This is a genomic window from Pseudomonas sp. R45(2017) (assembly GCF_002112305.1).
Classification (GTDB): domain Bacteria; phylum Pseudomonadota; class Gammaproteobacteria; order Pseudomonadales; family Pseudomonadaceae; genus Aquipseudomonas; species Aquipseudomonas paraglycinae.
Window position 1 is genome coordinate 731,938 of record NZ_NEHH01000001.1, and the last position, 22,007, is coordinate 753,944.

Genomic DNA, 22,007 nt, shown 5'->3' on the forward strand with positions numbered 1-22,007 from the left:
GTGGGCTGGCTGATCCTCGCGCTGATGGGCGCCGTGACCTTTCTCTATGGCGTCAGCACCCACGCGGCGCTGCTTTGCCTGCTGGTCAAACCGTTGCCGGTATTGGCGTTGCTCGGCTGGCTGCACGATGCGCCACCGAGCGACTATCGGCGCTGGATCAGCCTCGGTCTGATTTTCTCGTTGATCGGCGATGTGTTGCTGGCGTGGCCGGGGGATTTGTTCGTCTTCGGTCTCGGCGCGTTTCTGGTCGCGCATCTGGCGTATCTCAAGGCTTACCTCAGCGATTGCCGACGCCTGGCCCTGCTGCCGCTGATCCTGGCCCTCAGCGTGGGTGCCGTGTTGATGGGCATATTGATCAGCAGCGGACTCGGCCCGTTGACCGTGCCAGTGATCGTCTACGGAACGGCCATCAGCGCCATGCTCTGGCGCGCTCTCGCCCGACTCGGCAGCGGCGTACCACAACGTTCGGCATTACTGGCGGCGGGCGGCGCGGTGGCGTTCGTGTTTTCCGACAGCGTAATCGGTATCGACCGTTTCGTCTCACCATTCCACGGTGCGCCATACGTCATCATCCTCAGTTACTGGTTAGGGCAATGGGGTATTACCGCCTCCACTTTCCAAATAAAAATTGAGAGAATGAACTAAAAATCCGCCATCAATAACTAAATAGAATTAAAAACTGTAAGTTCTGACAGTTACCAGCCGATCTTTTCCATTCCTAAACTGCGTCAGCGACTGTACTTCCTTCTGTCGCACATCAGAGGAATTGAATATGGGCACTCAGAGCGCTTCATCCAATGCGGCAGCCAATTCGTTCACTTACCAAATTGATAGCGGTGAGGCAGACAAGTTTTTCTATGCGAATGGTTACTCGGGGAGGGATCTCGAAATCTATGGGGCACGGAACGACTTCGAGCATCAACTTGAGCAAATCATCTTTAAATTTAATCCCGCTATCAAGAGCGGACAATACTCGCTCGGTAGCCCTGGAGTTCAAGTCGGAGTACTTACTGGCTGGGCCAATATCCGTTACACCCCAATATCCATGACCCTGAACCTCACGGTCGATCATTCGTCCCAGCACATTTACGGTGTGTACGACATTCAGACGAAAGAGGATTACGCAGGTGGCAACAACCCCGGTATCAGAGTAAATGGGCTGTTCGACGTGGAGTGGAGCACCACCAATTCGCGCAGTCGATAATCAAAAAACTCTCCCTGATATAAACGTCAGACTCAGGCCGCAAGCCCTGCGGTTGCAAGAGCCTGAGTCTGACGACGTGTGATGTCCTGAAACAGCAGAATGAACCCGATTCACACAAGGCCTCCCTCCCACGCCCCACACACGGTTTATCAGACAACCCGCGCATCTGCGCGCCAGTTTGGCTAAAATGCCGGCCTTTTCATCGACACCGCCGGAACCGCCGTGAGCAAAGAACCCGATCGCATTTTCGCCCAGCCGATGGCCCAGGTGCCTGACTTCGCCTTCAACGAAGACGTGGTGCGGGTGTTCCCGGACATGATCAAGCGTTCGGTGCCGGGTTACCCGACCATCGTCGAGAACCTCGGCGTGCTCGCGGCGCAGTTCGCCCAGCCGAACAGCGTGCTCTACGACCTCGGAGCTTCGCTCGGTGCGGTGACCCAAGCCCTTCGCCGCCACGTACGCACCGACGGTTGCCGTGTGATCGCGGTGGATAACTCGGCTGCCATGGTCGAGCGCTGCCGCGAGTACCTCAACGGTCAGGATTCGATGTTCCAGGAGTTGCTGCCGGTCGAAGTGATCGAAGGCGACATCCTCGCCCTCGACTTCAAACCGGCCTCGGTGGTGGCGTTGAACTTCACCCTGCAATTCATTGCCCCGGATCAGCGTACGGCGTTGCTGTCACGCATCCGCCAATCGTTGCTGCCAGGCGGCGCGCTGATTCTGTCGGAGAAGCTGCGTTTCAACGATGCCGAAGAACACGCGCTGCTGACCGACCTGCACGTCGCGTTCAAGCGCGCCAACGGCTACAGCGAACTGGAAATCGCCCAGAAGCGCAGCGCCATCGAAAATGTCATGAAGCCCGACAGCCTCGAAGAACACCGTGAGCGCCTGCTGGCTGCCGGGTTCTCGAAAGTCGTGCCGTGGTTCCAGTGTCTTAACTTTGCCTCGTTGATTGCCTTGCCATGATTGATCTGTCTCCCCTCGCCCGCCGTCTGGCCGGCACGCCGCTGGCCGAATGGGCCAACACCCTGCAAGTGCAGCTCGACAAGAAAATGGAGAAAGGTCACGGCGATCTGGAGCGCTGGCAAAGTGCGCTGGACGCCTTGCCGAAGATCCAGCCGACCGAAGTCGACCTGCTCGACGGCCTGAAACTCGACACCGATTGCGACGACGAAACCCGCGCACAAATGCGCACCGCACTGATGGGCCTGTCGCCGTGGCGCAAAGGGCCGTTCGATCTGTTCGGCGTGCACGTCGACACCGAATGGCGCTCGGACTGGAAGTGGTCGCGGGTCGCTCCGCATCTGGATCTGAAGGGCAAACGCATCCTCGATGTCGGTTGCGGTAACGGCTACTACATGTGGCGCATGCTCGGTGCCGGCGCCGACAGCGTGATCGGTGTCGATCCGAACTGGCTGTTCTTCTGCCAGTTCCAGGCGGTGCAGCGTTATCTGTCAGAACCGAATGCCTGGCACCTGCCGTTCCCTTTCGAAGACCTGCCGCCGAATCTGGAAGGCTTCGATACCGTGTTCTCGATGGGTGTGTTCTATCACCGTCGCTCGCCGATCGAACATTTGCTGGCGCTGAAGGATTGCCTGGTGAAAGGTGGTGAACTGGTGCTGGAGACGCTGGTGGTCGAAGGCGACAAGCATCAGGTGCTGGTGCCGGAAGATCGTTATGCGCAGATGCGTAATGTGTGGTTCCTGCCGTCGGTGCCGGCGCTGGAATTGTGGCTGCGTCGTGCCGGGTTTACTGACGTGAAATGTGTGGATGTGAGCACCACCACTGTTGAAGAGCAGCGCGGGACAGAGTGGATGAAGTATCAGTCGTTGAGTGATTTCCTTGATCCGGAAGATCACAGCAAGACGATTGAAGGGTTGCCGGCGCCGATGCGGGCCGTAATTGTCGCGAAGAAATAACCCGCTCTCCCAAACTCCGCGGTGAGCCCCCCCCCTCACCCCAGCCCTCTCCCCTAGGAGAGGGAGCCGATCCTGGAGCTTTTCAAAACTTGAGTTCGACTCAAAAATCTCAGGACGGCGTAACGTCATCTGTCACCCGGTCAGTCCCCTCTCCCTCCGGGCGGTCCGACGTTTCGGGAGGGTTAGAGTGAGGGGCTTTTGGTTCGGCGAGCTCGGAAGAACTCGGTCAACACCGCCCCACACTCCTCCGCCAACACCCCGCCTTCATACAACACTCGATGGTTGAGAAAGCCCTGAGTGAAGAACTGTCCCTGACTCTGCACAATCCCGGCCTTGGGCTCCAGCGCGCCATACACCACCCGCGCAACCCGCGAATGCACGATCAGCCCTGCGCACATGCTGCACGGTTCCAGCGTCACGTAGAGCGTGCTGCCCGGCAGACGATAGTTGCTCACAGCCTGTGCAGCGGCGCGAATCGCGACCATTTCCGCATGCGCACTCGGGTCGCTGGTACTGATCGGACAGTTGAAACCGCGCCCGATGATCTCGCCATCCTGCACCAGCACCGCGCCCACCGGCACTTCGCCGAGGGCCGCGCCTTGTGCTGCCAACTCCAGCGCCTCACGCATGAAATCGCGATCACGGCTGCGGTCGATGATCGCCGCGGGGCGAATCTGGCGCATCACTTCACCTCGATGGCGGCCATCAGGCCGGTTTCCATGTGGTCGATCACGTGGCAGTGGAACATCCACACCCCCGGGTTATCCGCCACCAGCGCCACTTGCGCGCGCTCGTTCTTGCCCAGCAGATACGTGTCGGTGAAATACGGCACGATCTTGTGCCGGTTCGACGCAATCACCTTGAAGCTCATGCCGTGCAGGTGGATCGGGTGCTGGTACTGGGTCATGTTCTTCAGTTCGAAAATATAGCTCTGGCCCAGTTTCAGGCTGGCGATCGGCCGGTCGGCGCAGGTCTTGTCGGTGATGTCCCAGGCCTTGCCGTTGATCTGCCACAGGCTCGGCGGCTTGCCGTTGTCAACATTCACCGACACCGAACCGACCCATTCGAAATTGAAGTTGAGTTTCTCGGCATTGGCCAGGTCCGGCTCGGCCACCGGGTTGGCCGGCAGTGCTTTCGGCCAGTCGGTCGGCGCGTCATTGTTGGCCACCGACCGCAGGGTGCCCAGGCGAACCGGGCCGTTGCGCAGCGACAGTTCCTCCCCGGCCGGTGGTGCCTTGATCGCCAGGCAGATGCGCATGCCCGGACCCAGCCAGTATTCCTTGCCCAACGGGCGCGGCTCGACCGGGTTGCCGTCCAGCGCATAGATCTGCGCTTCGACACCAGGAATGTTGATGCGATAGGTCAGGGTGTTGTCGAGGTTGAGCAGACGAACCCGGGTGATCTGCCCGGCCGGCAACTCGATCACCGGCGTAGGCACGCCGTTGATGGTCGACAGCCGCCCCGCCGTACCGCCACGGGCCGCTTCGCGCGGAATGCTGAACTCGACGAAGTTGCCTTCGTCGTCGATGTGCCAGTTCTTCAGGCTCAGGGTCTTTTCGTACTTGAACCCGGTCGGCTCGCGCTCCTCGACAATCAACGGCCCGACCAGCCCGCGACCGAGTTCCTCACTGCTGCTGACGTGCGGGTGATACCAGTAGCTGCCGGCGTCCGGCACACGGAATTTGTAATCGAAGTATTCGCCCGGCAGCACCGGCAATTGCGAAACGTACGGCACGCCGTCCATCTCCAGCGGCAGGCGGATGCCGTGCCAGTGAATGGTGGTCGCCACCGGCAGATGGTTGATGAAGCGCACCCGCAACCACTCGCCCTGACGCACGCGTAATTCGGTGCCCGGCGCCGATGGGCCAAACGCCCAGGCTTCGGTCTTGTGCCCTGGCACCAGCTCGACGTCCAGTGGCGCGGCGATCAGCTCGTAGTCATGCCCCGCATCGGCATCGGCCATCTTGCCCAGCCAGTAACGCGACGCGCCCCCCGCTCCTACGCCAACGACAACAAGACCGGCCAGGCCACCGAGGATTTGGCGACGGGTAAAGGACATGAACTCAACTACCTCACGTATCTGCGGCGGGCCCGCAGGCCCGAAAGGGCGAATACGATACACCCGCAGATGAGAAACAGTAAGGGCAGCGCGGCGACTGGCCGCAGTTCCTCAGAGCGAAAAGCAGGACTCAACTGCTGCAAATTGCCGGGTTTTCGTACTGGATCCTGATCCTTTTCCCATACGTCATACCTATTGCTCCGACACCCGTTACACACAGCAGCCGACAGACCCTTCCTACGCCCGCCTGAAATGATCCGGTCCCATCCGTACCACCTCAAGGAAAGACCGTGGACACATCCGAAAACACTGCACTACCCAATGTTGCCGACAAACTGGCCCTGAAAAATCTGGTACCCGCACTGGTTCAGGCCTGCCCCGACATGTACGAAATGGCCAGTGATATCGCCAGGGATATCCTGCGCAAACATGGCGTGGATCATCTGGATCCTGAACAGGTTTACTGGCACCGCTTCAAGTTCTCCAGCAGCAGCTGGAAAGCCTTCACGGGCTGGGAACATCATGGTGCCCGGCCAACCGAGTCCATGACCTTGCCGCAACTGGTGATCCAGCGGTTCCGCGTCGGTGATCAGGACAACTCGGACATGCTCGATGTCGATGGGGGCTTTTACACGACCGGACCGGATGCCGAGGACTTCGACGAGACCAATGAAGTGCGGTTGCATGGAAACGAGGTACTGAAGGACTTCTGGGCGATCAATTTCGCCGATCGGTTCAATCAAAAGGTCGCCTCGTTCTGGAAAAAACACACCAGGACATTTCGCAGCCTGGCCAAGTGCACCTTTATTGCCCAGGCCATGGAGGATCGCGAAGGTGGCCGGTTGTCGGACGAAAACTTCCGAACCGTGGTCAAGGCTGTCGCCGGCAATGTGAGCTGGCCCGTCACGTTGCAGATGCTGGAGGAGGATGCGGCGCCCGCCAAGGGAATGCATCTGAGCCTGCTGAAGGTGGGGGGTTATGTAGCGACCGATATTCTGTGCATCACCGACGTCAATGGCCGAAAGATCCTCTACACCCCTGGGGAAGTCTGGGGCCTGCATGCCTTCGAGACAGCGGAGGACCTGCATTGGTGGGTGTTGTCGCAAACCCGTAAACCGGCTGACCGCCAACGTTTCCTCGCGCATTTTCAAGTGGCCGATCACGACATCATGGAAGACACCTCATGGCGCGACGCTGCGAAACCGGGGTGGCTCCCCCTGTTGAGTCCCGGGACATATCTGCTCACTGAGATATTCCGCCCGCCGCATGTCGAAAATGTCGGGCTCAATCATGTCCTGGATCTGCTGGTCAGCGCCTGGGACTGCGCCGATCACTCCCTGATCGAACACACCAGCGAGACGTTCAAGAGCGACGCCTTCACCTTCCTCGCCAGCGCCACTCACGCCAGGATGATCAGCGACGCCACGTTCATGATGCACACCAATGGCGATCTGCGGAAAAAGCTGTGGATCGGCTATCTCAACGCTTTCGGTCGCATGTTCGGTCCGATGGCCGCTGTCGGCTGGCCCGTGGCACTGGCCGTCGTGGGTGCCGGCATCGCCAATGTCGGGTTGCAGATTGATCAGGCGGTCAATGGCAAAACACCCGGTGAACGCAAGTCTGCAGTGACGGGCGCCATCTTCGCGACCATCGATACCCTTTTCAACGCCACCTTCCTCAAGGGCAGTGGCCGTCTCCCGGAAATAGCCGAGGCCAGCACGGTCTTCGCACCGGAAGAAAAACTTGTCGAAGCGGCGATTGCCCGCCCCCCGTTGCCTGCATTGGAGGAAATCGCCCCGACGCGCGTCCTGCCCGCGCAGCCCGAGGACTTCCTTGCTTCATTCAAGACTGAAATCACCGAAGGCACCGGCGTTGAAACCGGTGATTCCAAACTGCAGGAGATCATCCTGGCCGCGTCGGGCAAGCGTTACATTTACATGCGCCGCGCAGGAAGCGACGGTTTTTATCAGGTGCGTTATGTCGAGCAGTTACGCGGCTGGGTCATTATTGATCCGGCCAATCCTTTCTCGTTTTACCGCAACGTCCCGGTTCGCTTGAACGAAGCGCTCAGGTGGGAACCGGTGGCCCGTCCCGGACTCAAGGGTGGCATGAAAATTTTCGGCAAGTGGCCCTTCGGACACACGGCCGACCCACTGCCGGAAGTGGAGATGCAACCACTGACGTACGATGTGCCGCAAGCATCGCGATCGGCGCTGCAACCCGTTGCCGAAGCTCAGGTCGATGATTTCCCGCTGGATCCACAGGACAGCAGCGACCGTTTCTATCAAGACTTCAAAACCCTGCGTCGCGGGCTCTACGACGATGCCATCAACGCCTATGCCGCCACCGAATTTCCCCCGCGTCCGGCCGTCCCACTCTTCAAACCCACGACGCCGTTTGCCGAAATGACCAAGCGCCTGTTCAAGGACGGCACCGGCCTCGTAATCGGTCAGGACAGTTCTGCCATCGGTGCTAGACAGACCCTTGTCGACAATCTCAAAGTGCTGAACAAACAGAAGGTCAGGACCCTTTACCTGGATCACTTGCTCACGGATTTCCATCAAGCGGATCTGGATGTTTTTCACCAGAGCGGCAAGATGCCGCCGGCTCTCGAGCGGTACCTGAAGGCTTTGGATGCGCGGTTCAAGACCGACCCTGCCGGACCGTATTCCTACACCGAGCTGGTAAAAGGCGCACAGAAGAATCACATCCGCGTACAAGCGATCGACAGCATGGCGACCCGGCGCTTTCCACGGATGGAAGGTACTACCGAAGCCAGCAGCCGAAAAATGATGAATTACTACTCGGACACCGTGATTCAGGCCGACCAGGCCGCACGAGGTGCTCATCGCTGGATCGCACTGGTTGATGAGGCCCGCGCCAGCAGCTTCGACAACGTTGCAGGGCTGAGTGAGCTGGAAGGGGCGGTGGCATTGCGCGTTGATGAAAGTGCAGTGGGTCAGGCTCAGGGGCTTACAGCTGACCCGGGCAAAAAAGTCAAAGACATCCTGGGACGTCCCTTCGACGAATTGAAAAGCGATCTTCGCCTGCAACTGAGCGCACCGCCCGCGACGGCAACAGCTCGCTCGCTTGAAGAGGCGCTGCCCAGGCGCGGCATGTTCATGGTGCAGGAGCCCTCCACCCTTGTTCACCGCAGTGGCGATGGCAGTCTGGTGCGTACACCGATTCAGCAGGACAGCGCCGGTTTCTCCATCCTCCGGCCGAAATGGTCAGCCATCAGCGGGCGCCACTTCGACAGCCTGCATGAACTATTGGAAGCCATAGAACATGAAGGTCTCACGCAGGTACACGTGCGCATTGATCCCACCGCTACGCCCGGTCAACTGCCAGACATTCAGCCGTCCATCCCGGCGATTGAAGCGCCACCCGCCCCGGATTTGATGATCAAGGATCCACCCCGTTTCACCTCGCCGTATGAGATTGCGGTGCAGGCCCGGGCCGAACTGAAAAACGTGGCGCGGGGCAATGACGCCTCTCTGCTGAACGACTCCGTCGCTTCATGGGGCGGCAATTCACCCCTCGATACATTCAAGACGCTGCGAAAACAACTGCATGAAGCAGCAATACGTTTCTATGCCGAGCTGCATCTTCCCGTACGCCCATCAATGGATTCGCTGACAGCAGGACTGTCGGGACAAGCATTCATCGAGCGGGTATTCACAGAGTTTCGCGGTCTGGTCATTGGCGAAAGCCATGCCGAAATCGGCAGCAAGCAATGGCTGATGGACAATATGCAAACCCTGGCCAACAAGGGTGTGAAGACGCTTTACTCCGAGCACCTGCTCACGGACTTCCATCAGGCCGCGCTGGATAATTACGCCAGGACATCGGTCATGCCGCGGGATCTGGAGAACTATCTGATTCAGCTCGACAGTGGTCACGTGACCGATCCGCTGCAACGCTACACCTTTCTCGATCTGGTCAAGGAAGCCAATCGCAACGGGATACGCGTTCAGGCCATCGACTGCCTGGCCAGTTATCGGGTTGAAGGAATGAGAACGGCGGATCCGTCGGCACGCCAGAGAATGATGAACTACTACGCTCACACCGTGATCGAGGCTGACCAGGCGGCTCGCGGGCCGCATAACTGGGTGGCACTGATGGGGAACTCCCACTCGAACACGTTCGAAGGCGTTGCCGGTGTCAGCGAGCTGGAAGGCGTCGTCGGTCTGCGCGCCGAAGATGTTGCTGAAGGTCAATCCGGCGGTATCGAAGCGGATCCCGGTAAAAGTCTTGCCGATCAAATGGGCAAGAACCAGGCATTCGTAAAAGGTGACCTGCGCCTGCAAGTCGAAACACCGTGGTACGCCCGGACGACCCCAGACATCGAACGGCTACTTTCCCGACCGGGTCTGTACACCTTGAAAAGGGAATTGCGGGAAACCTTTCTGGTTCATCGCAGCCGCGCCAATGCGATCGTGCGCACCGATATCCACTTCGAATCCAACCGCGTTTTCATCGAGCGCCCCGAATGGCCCAGCGTCCATGAAAAGCGCTTCGCCAGTATCAAGGCGCTGCTCAAGGCGCTTGATGAGCGAGGCATGAAACTGGCGGGTTGGTCCAGACCGTTGTAATCAGCCACTGAAAGCCAGAAACAGAAAAGCCGCGTGAAACATCGTTTCACGCGGCTTTTTGTTGGTCCTGACCTCAAGCCATCAGGGCTTGTGCAGGATCACTCCCACTCAATGGTCGCCGGCGGCTTGCTCGACACGTCGTAAGTGACGCGGGAGATGCCTTCGATTTCATTGATGATGCGGCCGCTGACAGTTTCCAGCAGCTCGTAAGGCAGGTGTGCCCAACGCGCGGTCATGAAGTCGATGGTTTCCACGGCACGCAGGGCCACGACCCAGGCGTAACGACGGCCATCGCCGACCACGCCAACCGATTTCACTGGCTGGAACACTACGAAGGCCTGGCTGACCTTGTGGTACCAGTCGGCCTTGCGCAGTTCTTCGATGAAGATGTGGTCGGCGCGACGCAGCAGGTCGGCGTATTCCTTCTTCACTTCACCAAGGATGCGCACGCCCAGGCCCGGGCCCGGGAACGGGTGACGGTAGACCATGTCGTACGGCAGGCCCAGTTCCAGGCCCAGACGACGGACTTCGTCCTTGAACAGTTCGCGCAGTGGCTCGACCAGTTTCAGGTTCATTTCTTCCGGCAGGCCGCCCACGTTGTGGTGCGACTTGATCACGTGGGCCTTGCCGCTTTTCGCGCCAGCCGACTCGATCACGTCCGGGTAGATAGTGCCCTGAGCCAGGTACTTGATGTTGTCCAGCTTGCAGGATTCGGCATCGAACACGTCGATGAAGGTGCGGCCAATGATCTTGCGCTTCTTCTCCGGATCGGCTTCGCCGGCCAGGTTGTTCAGGAACTGGTCTTCCGCGTTGGCGCGGATCACCTTGACGCCCATGTTCTCGGCGAACATGGCCATCACTTGCTCGCCTTCGTGCAGACGCAGCAGGCCGTTGTCGACGAAGACGCAGGTCAGTTGATCACCGATGGCCTTGTGCAGCAGCGCCGCAACCACCGAGGAGTCCACACCGCCGGACAGACCCAGCAGCACGTTGTCGGTACCGACTTGTGCGCGGATGTTGGCGATGGCGTCTTCGGCGATCTTCGACGGAGTCCACAGGGCTTCGCAGCCGCAGATGTCGAGAACGAAACGCGACAGGATGCGACCGCCCTGCTTGGTGTGGGTCACTTCCGGGTGGAACTGCACGCCGTAGTAAGCGCGCTCGTCGTTGAACATGCCAGCGATCGGGCAGCTCGGGGTGCTGGCCAGGATGTGGAAATCGCTTGGCATCTTGGTGACCTTGTCACCGTGGCTCATCCACACGTCGAGGCCGAACAGGCCGTCGGCGTCGATGTGGTCTTCGATGCCGTCGAGCAGGCGGCTCTTGCCCACCACGTCAACGCGGGCATAACCGAACTCACGCAGTTCGGAGCCTTCAACCTTGCCGCCCAGTTGCTCGGCCATGGTCTGCATGCCGTAGCAGATACCGAAGACCGGTACGCCCAGGTCGAATACCGCTTGCGGGCAGCGCGGGCTGTTGGCTTCGTGCACGGACTCGGGACCGCCGGCGAGGATCACGCCTTTTGGCGCAAATTCGCGGATCGCATCTTCGTCCATGTCGAACGGGTGCAGTTCGCAGTACACACCGATCTCGCGCACGCGGCGGGCGATCAGTTGGGTGTATTGCGAACCGAAGTCGAGGATCAGGATGCGGTGAGCGTGAATGTCGAGGGCCATGATTCAGTCTCGTCTAAGTAATTCAGAAACAGTCTTTGATTCAGAAACGACTCGGGGCTGAATAAAACAGCCCCGGTCATTTAACGTTTTGCTTGAAGCCTCAACCTACGCGGTAGTTTGGCGCTTCTTTGGTGATCTGCACGTCGTGGACGTGGGATTCGGCCATGCCGGCACCGGTGATCCGCACGAACTCGGGCTTGGTGCGCATTTCTTCGATGTTGGCGCTGCCGGTGTAACCCATCGAGGAACGCAGACCGCCCATCAACTGGTGAATGATCGCGCTCAGGGTGCCCTTGTAAGGAACACGGCCTTCGATACCTTCCGGAACGAGTTTCTCGGCGCCTGCCGAGGAGTCCTGGAAGTAACGGTCGGAGGAACCTTGAGCCTGGGACATGGCGCCCAGCGAACCCATGCCGCGATAAGCCTTGTACGAACGGCCCTGGAACAGTTCGATCTCGCCCGGTGCTTCTTCGGTACCGGCAAACATCGAGCCCATCATCACGCAGGAAGCACCGGCAACGATGGCCTTGGACAGGTCACCGGAGAAACGGATGCCGCCGTCGGCGATCAACGGAACGCCGGTGCCTTCGAGGGCAGCGGCAACGTTGGCGATGGCACTGATTTGCGGAACGCCGACACCGGCGACGATACGGGTGGTGCAGATCGAGCCAGGGCCGATACCGACCTTGACCGCGTCGGCGCCAGCTTCGGCCAGAGCCTTGGCGGCTGCGCCGGTGGCGATGTTGCCGCCGATCACCTGCACTTCAGGGAAATTCTCTTTGACCCAGCGAACGCGGTCGATCACGCCTTTGGAGTGACCATGAGCGGTGTCGACCACCACCACGTCCACGCCGGCATTGACCAGGGCGGCAACGCGGTCACCAGTGTCTTTACCGGTACCGACCGCAGCGCCGACGCGCAGACGACCTTGATCGTCCTTGCTGGCCAGCGGGTAGGCCTTGGCTTTCTCGATGTCTTTGACGGTCATCATGCCTTTGAGGGCAAACTTGTCGTCAACGATCAGGACTTTTTCCAGGCGGTGCTTGTGCAGCAGCTCGCGGACTTCGTTCTTGTCGGCGCCTTCGCGAACAGTGACCAGACGCTCTTTGGGCGTCATCACTTCACGAACAGTGGCTTCCAGACGGGTTTCGAAACGCACGTCACGGGAAGTGACGATGCCGACCAGGTCGCCATCGTGCAGAACCGGAACGCCGGAAATGTTGTGCATGCGGGTCAGTTCGAACAGATCACGAACCGTGGCGTCAGCCTCGATGGTGATTGGGTCCTTGACCACACCGGCTTCGAACTTCTTGACCTTGCGAACTTCGGCAGCTTGCTGCTCGATGGTCATGTTCTTGTGGATAATGCCGATGCCACCTTCCTGAGCCATGGCGATTGCCAGACGGGCTTCAGTAACGGTGTCCATGGCGGCAGAAACCAGAGGAATGTTCAGCTCGATGCCACGGGTAAGGCGGGTCTTCAGACTGACTTCGTTAGGAAGCACCTCGGAATAACCAGGCACTAAAAGAATGTCGTCGAAGGTCAGAGCTTCTTGGCTGATACGCAGCATCGCGGGGGCTCCCGAGCGGGAAAATGGAAGCGCGCCATTATACTCAGACACCCTACCGGGCTCAATGTAAAACTTGTCTTATATCAATGTTGCTGATGTACGGAAAAAACACCCCTTACAACTCGACCTTGACCCAACTCACCGGTTGATCCAGCCAGTCGGCGAATTCGTCGATGAAACTCTGCTTGAACCCCGCCTCCAGCCAGTTGTTGAAGATGAAACCGAGGTTGGAAAACCCGCATTCCTGCAAATACAGAAAACCGTTGATGTCGTCTTCATGCCCGCACTCAGGACAGGTGAAGTTGTCGGTGCGGCCCGGCATCCAGTCTTCCAGGCTTTCGAACAACGCTTCGCCGATCTCCTGACGGCATTCGGCGCACCCGGCTTCTCCGAGAAACCCCTTGGCCGGGGTATAGATGCAGCGCTTAGTGATGACCTCGAGACCGTTGATCGGCTCGCCAAACGGCAGCGCCTCGGGGTGCAGCACCACCGCACGGGCACCATCGGCGATGGCGTAGGCCATGCGATTGCCGGTACGTCCGCACGTGCTCAGCTCTTCCTTGACGATGTTCTTGCGCACCAGCCAGCGCAGGATCGCCCGGGCCCGGGGCTCGTGCACCGGCAGGTTGGAGATTTTCGGGACGATGATGCTTTGGGAGTTCATGATGCAAGCCTGCTGCGTCAAAGGATGTTCTGCGACAAACGCGGCCGGCAGCTTAATCCCTGACAAAATCCGGTCAAGTGCTTAAATAGCGGCCGATCAGCGCAATCCCGCTCGCCAGCACCAGCCAGGTCACCAACCGCACGAAGGCCTCGCGGGACAGGCGCATGGTCAACCGCCGCCCGACCCACAAGCCCAGCGCCATGGCCGGCAACAGGCACAGCGCAAGCATCAACAAGGGTAGCTCGGCATACACCCCGGCGATGGCGAACAGGCTCAAACGCACCACCGTGCTGCAACTGATCAGCGCACTTTGCGTGGCCCGGGCTGCGTCCTTCGGCAGTCGGCTGTTGAGGTAGATCGCATAAAGAAAGCCGCCACTGCCGAACAGCGCGCCGAACAGCCCGCCCACGGTGCCCATCGGCAACGCCCATACGGCGGACAACTGCGCCGGTCGCGCCTTGATCCACAAGCTGTAGATCGCGTACACGCTGATGAACAGCCCCATCAGCAGCAACAGCAGATCGGACTTGAGGTTAAGCAGGAAAATCACCCCCAGCGTGCAACCCACCGCCATGCACGGCAGCAGCCGCAGCAATTCCGGTTTCGCCACGTCACGCCGCGACGGCAGCAGATTGCCGAACGCCGCGACGAAATCCAGCAGCACCAGCAACGGCACGATCTTCGACAGCGGCATGAACAGGATCAGGATCGGCCCCGCCACCAGCGCCGTGCCGAAACCGGCAATCCCGAACACGATGTAGGCCAGCGCGATGGCCAGTCCGATCACCACCCAGCCCTGCGCACCCCACGACCATTCGCTCAACAACCCCGCCACGCTCATTCGCTCGCTTCCTTTATAAGCCTGCGATGACTTTAGCCAGCGCCGAGGGTTGCGACTAATATTATCCAAACCGCCAAGCCATCTCAAAAAGGCATGCCTCGTGCTTTCAACCCGTCAATTGCGCTACTTCGTGGAAATCGCCGAGAGCGGCAGCTTCAGTGCGGCAGCTGAACGGCTGTTCATCGCTCAATCGGCCTTGAGCCGGCAGATCAAGGACATGGAAACCCGCCTGCAAACGTCACTGTTCGAACGCACCGCGCGCCAGCCCCGGCTCACCGCCGCTGGCGAAGCGTTCCTGCCCCGGGCGAGAAACCTGCTCAATGAACTGAACAAGGCCAGCACCCTGGCCACGGAAATTGGCCAAGGGCAGCGCGGCACTTTGCGCGTGTGTCACTCCAGCACCGTGCCGATCAGCGGCCGACTGTTGCGCGACATGAGCGCATATCTGCAGCAGCAACCCGGTGTCTCGCTGGACATCGGCACGCTCTCCTCGGAGGCACAACTTGAAGAACTGGCCGAGGGCCGGCTCGATATCGGTCTTCTGCGCCTACCGGTGCTGCGCCAGCGCGAGGGTGTTCAGGTTGTGCCGCTCTATACCGAACGCTTGCTGCTTGCCGTGCCGGCGGATCATCGACTGGCGTTGGCGGAGGCGGTCGATCTGGCGCAATTGAAGGACGAAGCGTTCATCTCCATCCCGCATCCGCAGCGCGGCGGGCTGAGTTATTTGTGCGCCGACCTGTGCATGCGTCACGGCTTCTTCCCCCAGGCTGCGCGGGTGATGTCGCGCAAGACCACGCAATTGCAATTGATCCAGGCCGGATTTGGCATCGCTCTTCTGCCGGAATCAATGCAGGACATCGCGCCCGCTGGTGTGAGATTTCTGCCGCTGAGCGGCGATTGCCAGAGCACTGTCGCCTTCGCATCTCGGCAAAATCCCACACCTCTGGTGCAACACTTCCTCCAGACATTCACCGGCGAATGCCTTTAAACTGCGCCCCATGATTAAAGATCCCTTTGCAAGACTCGGCCTCGACCGCGAAGTCCTGACCGTCAGCCAGCTCAACGGCCGCGCGCGAGTGTTGCTCGAAGACGTGTTCAGCAACATCTGGGTCGAAGGCGAAATCTCCAACCTCGCCCGCCCGGCGTCCGGCCACGTGTATTTCACGCTCAAGGACAGCGGCGCGCAGGTGCGTTGCGCACTGTTCCGCCAGAATGCCGCGCGGGTGCGTCAGGCGCTGAAGGACGGTCTGGCGGTCAAGGTTCGCGGCAAGGTCTCGCTGTTCGAAGGGCGTGGCGACTATCAGTTGATCCTCGACACCGTGGAGCCTGCCGGTGACGGTGCCCTGCGCCTGGCCTTCGATGCCTTGAAGGAAAAGTTAAGCGCCGAAGGCCTGTTCAGTGCCGAGCGCAAGGTGCCGCTGCCGGCACACCCGCAGCGCATCGGCATCATCAGTTCGCCGACCGGCGCCGTGATACGCGACATCATCAGCGTGTTCCGCCGCCGCGCGCCGCAGGTGCAACTGACGTTGATTCCGACCGCCGTTCAGGGCCGAGAAGCCACCGCACAGATCGTCCGCGCCCTGAAACTGGCGGATGCCCGTGGTTTCGACGCGCTGATCCTGGCTCGCGGCGGCGGCTCGCTGGAAGACCTCTGGTGCTTCAATGAAGAAGCCGTGGCCCGGGCGGTCGATGCCTGTGTTACGCCAATCGTGAGTGCGGTCGGCCATGAAACCGATGTGTCGATCAGTGACTTCGTGGCGGACGTGCGCGCACCGACACCGTCCGCCGCCGCTGAACTGCTTGCCCCGGATTCCAGCCACCTGATCCGGCAGGTCGAAAGCCTGCATCGTCGGTTGGTGATGCGCATGCGTGACCGCCTGATGCGCGATCGCCTGCGCCTTGAAGGCATGACCCGCCGCCTGCGCCATCCCGGCGAGCGTCTGCGCCAGCAGGCACAACGTCTGGATGATCTGGACATGCGCATGCGCCGAGCGTTCGAGCGCCAGCTCAATACCCGCCGCGAACGCCTGATCCGCCTGGAAACCCGTCTCGCCGGGCAACATCCGGGACGCCAACTGGCCCTGTTGCGCCAGCGCCTGGACAGTCTCGCTGAACGCTTGCCACGTGCCATGAACGAAGGTTTGAAACGCCGCCGTTTACAACTGCAAAGCCAGATGCAGACCCTGCACGTGGTCAGCCCGCTGGCGACCCTCGGCCGTGGCTACAGCATTCTGCTGGATGAGCGTGGCAACGCGATCCGCAACGCCGCGCAGACCCACACCGGCCAGCGCCTCAAGGCCAGACTGGGCGAAGGCGAACTGCAAGTGCGCGTCGAGGACAATCACCTGACGCCTGTCACTCTCTCTTTACTGGACTGATCCATGCCGCGTTTTCTCGCTCCGCTGCTGTTGCTCTGCCTGACCTTCAACGCCCACGCCGACAGTTACATCACCCGCCTGCTGAACAAACCGGTGCCGGGCGGCGTGGCTGTCGTCGATCTTGGGACCGCTGCGCAAGCGCCGAAAGCCACGTATCAGGGCAAACCGGTGCTGGTGGTCAAGGAACAGAACAACTGGCTGGCGATTGTCGGCGTTCCGTTGACCGTCAAACCCGGCGTTCAGCAGATCAGCAGTGGCGGCCGCAACCTCAACTTCAATGTCGGTAACAAGAAATACCCGGAACAGCACATCACCCTGAAGAACACCCAGCAGGTCAATCCGAACCCGGCCAACCTCAAGCGCATCGAGGGCGAACTGGCCGAGCAGATCAAGGCCTACCGCAGTTTCAGTCCGAATACGCCGAGCAATCTGCTGCTGGACAAACCGGTCAACGGGCCGCTGTCGAGCAAGTTCGGCGTGCGCCGTTTCTTCAACGGTGAAGAGCGCAATCCGCACGCAGGTCTGGACTTCGCGGTGCCGGCCGGCACGCCGATCAAGACCCCGGCAGCCGGCAAGGTAATCCTGATCGGCAACTACTTCTTCAATGGCAACACCGTGTTCGTCGACCACGGCCAGGGCTTTATCAGCATGTTCTGTCACATGTCGAAGATTGATGTGCAGAACGGCCAACAACTGGCGCGCGGTGCGGTGGTGGGCAAGGTGGGCGCTACAGGTCGGGCGACCGGGCCGCACATGCACTGGAACGTCAGCCTGAACGACGCGCGGGTCGATCCGGCGATTTTCATTGGGGCTTTCCAGCCTTGATTTCAGGCTGAAGCCCTTCCAGCAGGGATTGCGCACGACGAATGGTCCGCGCAACCCCCACCAACAATTAGTGCCATATCAAGAATAAAATCTCGGAAAAAACCGCTTTCCGGGTATTCCTCTCAATTTTTTTCGACTGCTTGCCATCCTCTCCCCCCGCGGTTAGGGTTGAGGGCATGAAAACCTCTCACACCCTCATTCAGCTTCGCCAGCACCGCAGCCTGTGCCTTGTCAGCGCACGACTGCCGGGCTGAATCGCTGCGCCTCGTCCCACGCTTTTCCAAGAACGTTCGTTCCACCGGCAGGCCGCCTCTTTTCGGCCCAGACAATAAGGAATTTCCCGATGAGCATGCTCAAAGACCCGTCTTCGAAATACCGCGCGTTTCCTGTGATCAACCTGCCGGATCGCACCTGGCCGTCGAAGACCATCGATGCCGCGCCGATCTGGTGCAGCTCCGACCTGCGTGACGGCAACCAGTCGTTGATCGAGCCAATGGACGCGGTGAAAAAGCTGCGCTTCTGGAAAACCCTGGTGCAGGTGGGCGTGAAGGAAATCGAAGCCTCGTTCCCGGCCGCTTCGCAAACCGACTTCGACTTCGTGCGTACCCTGATCGAGGACGGCCACATCCCGGACGACACCACCATCCAGGTGCTGACCCAGGGCCGTGAAGACCTGATCGAGCGCACCTTCGAATCCCTGCGCGGGGCGAAGAAAGCGATTGTTCACCTGTACAACGCCACCTCTCCTTCTTTCCGTCGCATCGTCTTCAACCAGGACAAGGACGGGATCAAGGCCATCGCCGTGAACGCTGCCAAGCTGTTCGTCAAATACGCAGCCATGCAGCCGGACACCGAGTGGACCTTCGAATACTCGCCGGAAACCTTCAGCGCCACCGAGCTGGAATTCGCCAAGGAAGTCTGTGACGCGGTGATCGAGGTCTGGAACCCGACGCCTGAGCACAAGATCATCCTCAACCTGCCGGCCACCGTTGAATGCGCGACCCCGAACGTCTACGCCGACCAGATCGAGTGGTTCCACCGCAACATCAACCGTCGTGACAGCGTGATCATCAGCCTGCACACCCACAACGACCGTGGCACCGGCGTGGCCGCCACCGAGTTGGGCCTGATGGCCGGCGCCGACCGCGTCGAAGGCTGCCTGTTCGGCAACGGCGAGCGTACCGGCAACGTCGACCTCGTCACCGTGGCACTGAACATGTACACCCAGGGCCTCGACCCGCAACTGGACTTCTCCGACATCGACGGCGTGCGCAAGGTCGTCGAAGAGTGCAACCAGATCCAGGTTCACCCGCGTCACCCGTACGTCGGCGACCTGGTCCACACCGCGTTCTCCGGCTCCCACCAGGACGCGATCCGCAAGGGCTTCGCCCAGCAGAAGTCCGATGCACTGTGGGAAGTACCGTACCTGCCGATCGACCCGGCCGACATCGGCCGCAGCTACGAGGCGGTGATCCGCGTCAACAGCCAGTCGGGCAAGGGTGGCATCGCCTACTTGCTGGAACAGGAATACGGCATCAGCCTGCCACGTCGCATGCAGATCGAATTCAGCCAGGTCGTGCAGCGTGAAACCGATCGCCTGGGCCTGGAGATGACCGCGCAGCAAATCCACGCGCTGCTGCACAGCGAATACCTGCAAGCCAACACCCCGTACGCGCTGGTCAGCCATCGCCTGCAGGAAGAAAACGGCAACAGCGCCGTCGAAGTGGAAGTGGCGAGCAAGGGTCAGGGCGAAACCAACCTGCACTGGCGCGGCAAGGGCAACGGCGCGCTGGAAGCGCTGGTGGCCGGTCTGCCGATTCCGGTGGAGATCATGGACTACAACGAACACGCCATCGGCGCGGGCACCAACGCCAAGGCGGCGGCCTACATCGAGCTGCGTGTGAACGGCGAACGTGCGGTGCACGGCGTGGGCATCGATGAAAACATCACCACCGCCAGCTTCAAGGCCCTGTTCAGCGCGCTGAATCGCTCGCTGAGCCAGCCGGAAGCCAAAGCGGCGTAACTGACCGCTGCAATGCAAAAGGCCCCGGAGTGCGAACTCCGGGGCCTTTTTTTTGCCTGCAATTTCTGATCGTTCCCACGCTCTGCGTGGGAATGCAGCTCGTGACGCTCTGCGTCCCTTGAGGCATTCCCACGCGGACGGTTCGACGCCTCGAAGTGGGAACGATCTGGGCGACTTGGGCTATTAAGTGAACTCGAAGGTGTCCGCGTCAAGATTCGCCGGAAACCGCTCGCGGTAAGCCGCCAGCGAGGCCGCTTCCAGAACCACCTTGAACACCCCGTCAGCCTCCCCCGCCGCAAGCAACGTCTCGCCCTGAAAATCCAGCACCTGACTGTCGCCGGTGTACGCGAAACCCTTGCCATCGGTGCCAACGCGGTTGACCGCCGCCACATAGCACAGATTTTCGATCGCCCGGGCCGGCAGCAACCGGTTCCAGTGCTGACGCCGCGCACCCGGCCAGTTGGCGGTGTACAGCAGCAGGTCGGTGTCCTGCGCATCACGGCTCCACACCGGGAAGCGCAGGTCGTAGCAGATCAGCGGCCGCACCCGCCAGCCCTTGAGCTCAAACTGCACCTGGCGCTCGCCGGGGGTGTAGTGGTTGTGCTCGCCGGCCATGCGGAACAGGTGACGCTTGTCGTAATGCAGCACTTCGCCGTCCGGCCGCGCCCACAACAAACGGTTGCGGTGGCTGCCGTCGGCGGCCTGGATGATCACGCTGCCGGTGACGACCGCGTTCAGTTTTGCCGCCTGGATCCGCAGCCATTTGCTGGTCGGGCCGTTTTCGGCTTCGGCCAGGGTTTCGGACTCCATGGAGAATCCGGTGGTGAACATCTCCGGCAGGATAATCAGATCCGCACCGCGCGCCTGCTCCAGCAAAGCGTCGAAATGCTCGAGATTGGCCTGACGATCATGCCAGGCCAGGCTGGTCTGGATCAGCGCCAGATTGAGATCGGGCAACGCACTCAGATCACGCATAGTTTGGCCGCCGCTTCCCGCAGCGTCTCCTCACGTTTGGCAAAGCACAGGCGCACCAGGCGCTGGCCTTCGGGTGGATTCTGGTAGAACACCGACACCGGAATGCTCGCCACGCCGTGCTCGCGGGTCATCCACATCGCCATCTCGACATCGTTCAGGTCAGGGCGAATCTGCGAGTAATCGACCAGTTGGAAATAGGTGCCGGTGACACGGGTGAAGCTGAATCGCGACGGCGCCAGCAGATCACAGAACAGATCGCGCTTGGCCTGATAGAAGCCCGGCAGCTCTTCGACGTGTTCCGGATGCTCGGCCATGTAATCGGCCAAAGCAAACTGCAACGGGGTCACGCCGCAGAAACTGACGTACTGGTGCACCTTGCGCAGCTCCGCCGTCAGGGCCGGCGGAGCCACAACGTAACCGGTTTTCCAGCCGGTGACGTGATAGGTCTTGCCGAACGAGCTGACCACGAAGGCGCGCTGATACAGCTCTTCATGGGCCAGCACGCTGACGTGCGGCACGCCGTCGAATACCAGGTGTTCGTAGACTTCGTCGCTGATCACGTAGATGTCGCGATCACGGATCAACGCTGCCAGTTGATCCAGCTCGGCACGGCTGATCAATGCACCGCTTGGATTATGCGGGGTGTTGAGGATGATCATCCGCGTGCGCGGGCTCAGGGCTGCGCTGAGTCTGTCGAAGTCGATGGAGAAATCTTTCAGGCCCAACTGCACATGCACGCAGCGCCCGCCGGCCAGCTCTACTGCAGGCTCGTAGCTGTCGTAAGCCGGGTCGAACACGATGACTTCGTCGCCGCTGTGGATAACCGCCTGGATCGCACAGAAGATTGCCTGGGTCGCGCCCGGGGTCACGGTCACTTCGTTATCGACATCGACATTGGCGCCATAACTGCGGGCGATTTTCGCCGCGATCTGCTGACGCAGCGCCGGCAGGCCGGTCATGGGTGAATACTGGTTATGGCCACTGGCAATGTGTCGACCAACCGCGTCGCGCAGTGCCTGCGGGCCGTCGAAATCGGGAAAACCCTGGGAAAGGTTGATCGCTCCGGTCTGCGCCGCGAGCTGAGACATCTGCGTGAAAATAGTGATGCCGACATTCGGCAGCTTGCTGGTGATCATCGGGAGCCCCTTGCAGGTGAGCTGCAAGTTTCAAGCTGCAAGCGACAAGTTTCAAGCATCAATCCATCGCCCACAAAAAAGGGCTCTGAACAGAGCCCTTCTTTACTTCCACACTTTAACTTGAAGCTTGCAGCTCGAAACC

At 60.3% G+C, this 22,007-nt stretch carries 17 protein-coding genes; 9 read left to right on the forward strand and 8 right to left on the reverse strand.

Annotation, left to right across the window (positions count from 1 at the left end; genetic code table 11):
* From CAF74_RS03360 to cmoB, 4 genes are all read left to right on the forward strand, one after another.
* Nucleotides 1-645 carry a lysoplasmalogenase gene (locus CAF74_RS03360; RefSeq protein WP_176240468.1) on the forward strand — a complete coding sequence of 215 codons (645 nt, stop codon included), beginning with the start codon at nucleotides 1-3 and terminating at the stop codon, nucleotides 643-645.
* A 127-nt stretch (nucleotides 646-772) separates the two neighbouring features.
* On the forward strand, nucleotides 773-1,204 hold the full coding sequence (locus CAF74_RS03365) for a hypothetical protein (RefSeq protein ID WP_085745303.1): 432 nt from the start codon (nucleotides 773-775) through the stop codon (nucleotides 1,202-1,204).
* A gap of 258 nt (nucleotides 1,205-1,462) precedes the next feature.
* Nucleotides 1,463-2,170 carry a carboxy-S-adenosyl-L-methionine synthase CmoA gene (cmoA, locus tag CAF74_RS03370; protein WP_218888027.1) on the forward strand — a complete coding sequence of 236 codons (708 nt, stop codon included), beginning with the start codon at nucleotides 1,463-1,465 and terminating at the stop codon, nucleotides 2,168-2,170.
* Complete coding sequence (gene cmoB / locus CAF74_RS03375) at nucleotides 2,167-3,123, forward strand: tRNA 5-methoxyuridine(34)/uridine 5-oxyacetic acid(34) synthase CmoB (protein WP_007956659.1); 957 nt, start codon at nucleotides 2,167-2,169, stop codon at nucleotides 3,121-3,123. Before cmoA ends, cmoB begins: the two co-directional genes overlap by 4 nt.
* Nucleotides 3,124-3,305: 182 nt before the next feature.
* Here the strand turns inward: cmoB and tadA are convergent, their stop codons facing one another.
* Nucleotides 3,306-3,806 (reverse strand): tRNA adenosine(34) deaminase TadA, encoded by a 501-nt coding sequence (tadA, locus tag CAF74_RS03380; protein ID WP_085745304.1) that lies wholly within the window; start codon nucleotides 3,804-3,806, stop codon nucleotides 3,306-3,308.
* On the reverse strand, nucleotides 3,806-5,182 hold the full coding sequence (locus tag CAF74_RS03385; protein WP_085745305.1) for a multicopper oxidase family protein: 1,377 nt from the start codon (nucleotides 5,180-5,182) through the stop codon (nucleotides 3,806-3,808). The genes tadA and CAF74_RS03385 overlap by 1 nt, the downstream gene beginning before the upstream one ends.
* A 290-nt stretch (nucleotides 5,183-5,472) precedes the next feature.
* Here CAF74_RS03385 and CAF74_RS03390 point away from each other — a divergent pair, with 290 nt between their 5' ends.
* Complete coding sequence (locus CAF74_RS03390; RefSeq protein ID WP_085745306.1) at nucleotides 5,473-9,777, forward strand: membrane-targeted effector domain-containing toxin; 4,305 nt, start codon at nucleotides 5,473-5,475, stop codon at nucleotides 9,775-9,777.
* A gap of 98 nt (nucleotides 9,778-9,875) precedes the next feature.
* Here the strand turns inward: CAF74_RS03390 and guaA are convergent, their stop codons facing one another.
* The 4 genes from guaA to CAF74_RS03410 all read right to left on the reverse strand — a co-directional run bounded on the left by guaA (nucleotide 9,876) and on the right by CAF74_RS03410 (nucleotide 14,528).
* A complete protein-coding gene (gene guaA, locus CAF74_RS03395; protein WP_011335797.1) occupies nucleotides 9,876-11,453 on the reverse strand; it encodes a glutamine-hydrolyzing GMP synthase in 1,578 nt (525 codons plus the stop codon).
* A 100-nt stretch (nucleotides 11,454-11,553) separates the two neighbouring features.
* Nucleotides 11,554-13,023: an IMP dehydrogenase gene (gene guaB, locus CAF74_RS03400; protein ID WP_034156270.1), complete on the reverse strand. Its 1,470-nt coding sequence runs from the start codon at nucleotides 13,021-13,023 to the stop codon at nucleotides 11,554-11,556.
* A gap of 115 nt (nucleotides 13,024-13,138) precedes the next feature.
* Nucleotides 13,139-13,687 carry a sugar ABC transporter ATPase gene (locus CAF74_RS03405; protein WP_085745307.1) on the reverse strand — a complete coding sequence of 183 codons (549 nt, stop codon included), beginning with the start codon at nucleotides 13,685-13,687 and terminating at the stop codon, nucleotides 13,139-13,141.
* 73 nt (nucleotides 13,688-13,760) lie between these two features.
* Nucleotides 13,761-14,528 carry a sulfite exporter TauE/SafE family protein gene (locus tag CAF74_RS03410; protein WP_085745308.1) on the reverse strand — a complete coding sequence of 256 codons (768 nt, stop codon included), beginning with the start codon at nucleotides 14,526-14,528 and terminating at the stop codon, nucleotides 13,761-13,763.
* 100 nt (nucleotides 14,529-14,628) lie between these two features.
* Between CAF74_RS03410 and CAF74_RS03415 the strand changes: the two genes are divergently transcribed.
* The 4 genes from CAF74_RS03415 to leuA all read left to right on the forward strand — a co-directional run bounded on the left by CAF74_RS03415 (nucleotide 14,629) and on the right by leuA (nucleotide 19,754).
* Nucleotides 14,629-15,516 (forward strand): LysR family transcriptional regulator, encoded by an 888-nt coding sequence (locus CAF74_RS03415; RefSeq protein WP_085745309.1) that lies wholly within the window; start codon nucleotides 14,629-14,631, stop codon nucleotides 15,514-15,516.
* Nucleotides 15,517-15,526: 10 nt separating this feature from the next.
* The gene (gene xseA, locus CAF74_RS03420; protein ID WP_007956669.1) at nucleotides 15,527-16,906 is read left to right on the forward strand and encodes an exodeoxyribonuclease VII large subunit; all 1,380 of its coding nucleotides are present in this window, start codon (nucleotides 15,527-15,529) and stop codon (nucleotides 16,904-16,906) included.
* Nucleotides 16,907-16,909: 3 nt separating this feature from the next.
* On the forward strand, nucleotides 16,910-17,731 hold the full coding sequence (locus tag CAF74_RS03425) for a peptidoglycan DD-metalloendopeptidase family protein (RefSeq protein ID WP_039765736.1): 822 nt from the start codon (nucleotides 16,910-16,912) through the stop codon (nucleotides 17,729-17,731).
* Nucleotides 17,732-18,074: 343 nt separating this feature from the next.
* Nucleotides 18,075-19,754 (forward strand): 2-isopropylmalate synthase, encoded by a 1,680-nt coding sequence (gene leuA, locus CAF74_RS03435; protein ID WP_007956672.1) that lies wholly within the window; start codon nucleotides 18,075-18,077, stop codon nucleotides 19,752-19,754.
* A 183-nt stretch (nucleotides 19,755-19,937) separates the two neighbouring features.
* Here leuA and CAF74_RS03440 read toward each other — a convergent pair whose 3' ends face one another.
* A complete protein-coding gene (locus CAF74_RS03440; RefSeq protein ID WP_085745310.1) occupies nucleotides 19,938-20,729 on the reverse strand; it encodes an amidohydrolase in 792 nt (263 codons plus the stop codon).
* Complete coding sequence (locus CAF74_RS03445; protein WP_085745311.1) at nucleotides 20,717-21,865, reverse strand: pyridoxal phosphate-dependent aminotransferase; 1,149 nt, start codon at nucleotides 21,863-21,865, stop codon at nucleotides 20,717-20,719. The genes CAF74_RS03440 and CAF74_RS03445 overlap by 13 nt, the downstream gene beginning before the upstream one ends.
* Nucleotides 21,866-22,007 lie beyond the last annotated feature (142 nt).

Coding starts and splice junctions, on each gene's coding strand:
- cmoB (WP_007956659.1), top strand. CDS start 2,167: ATGATTGATCTGTCTCCCCTCGCCCGCCGTCTGGCCGGCACGCCGCTG.
- CAF74_RS03365 (WP_085745303.1), top strand. CDS start 773: ATGGGCACTCAGAGCGCTTCATCCAATGCGGCAGCCAATTCGTTCACT.
- CAF74_RS03445 (WP_085745311.1), bottom strand. CDS start 21,865: ATGATCACCAGCAAGCTGCCGAATGTCGGCATCACTATTTTCACGCAG.
- CAF74_RS03440 (WP_085745310.1), bottom strand. CDS start 20,729: ATGCGTGATCTGAGTGCGTTGCCCGATCTCAATCTGGCGCTGATCCAG.
- cmoA (WP_218888027.1), top strand. CDS start 1,463: ATGGCCCAGGTGCCTGACTTCGCCTTCAACGAAGACGTGGTGCGGGTG.
- guaB (WP_034156270.1), bottom strand. CDS start 13,023: ATGCTGCGTATCAGCCAAGAAGCTCTGACCTTCGACGACATTCTTTTA.
- tadA (WP_085745304.1), bottom strand. CDS start 3,806: ATGCGCCAGATTCGCCCCGCGGCGATCATCGACCGCAGCCGTGATCGC.
- leuA (WP_007956672.1), top strand. CDS start 18,075: ATGAGCATGCTCAAAGACCCGTCTTCGAAATACCGCGCGTTTCCTGTG.
- CAF74_RS03385 (WP_085745305.1), bottom strand. CDS start 5,182: ATGTCCTTTACCCGTCGCCAAATCCTCGGTGGCCTGGCCGGTCTTGTT.
- CAF74_RS03405 (WP_085745307.1), bottom strand. CDS start 13,687: ATGAACTCCCAAAGCATCATCGTCCCGAAAATCTCCAACCTGCCGGTG.
- CAF74_RS03425 (WP_039765736.1), top strand. CDS start 16,910: ATGCCGCGTTTTCTCGCTCCGCTGCTGTTGCTCTGCCTGACCTTCAAC.
- CAF74_RS03410 (WP_085745308.1), bottom strand. CDS start 14,528: ATGAGCGTGGCGGGGTTGTTGAGCGAATGGTCGTGGGGTGCGCAGGGC.
- guaA (WP_011335797.1), bottom strand. CDS start 11,453: ATGGCCCTCGACATTCACGCTCACCGCATCCTGATCCTCGACTTCGGT.
- xseA (WP_007956669.1), top strand. CDS start 15,527: ATGATTAAAGATCCCTTTGCAAGACTCGGCCTCGACCGCGAAGTCCTG.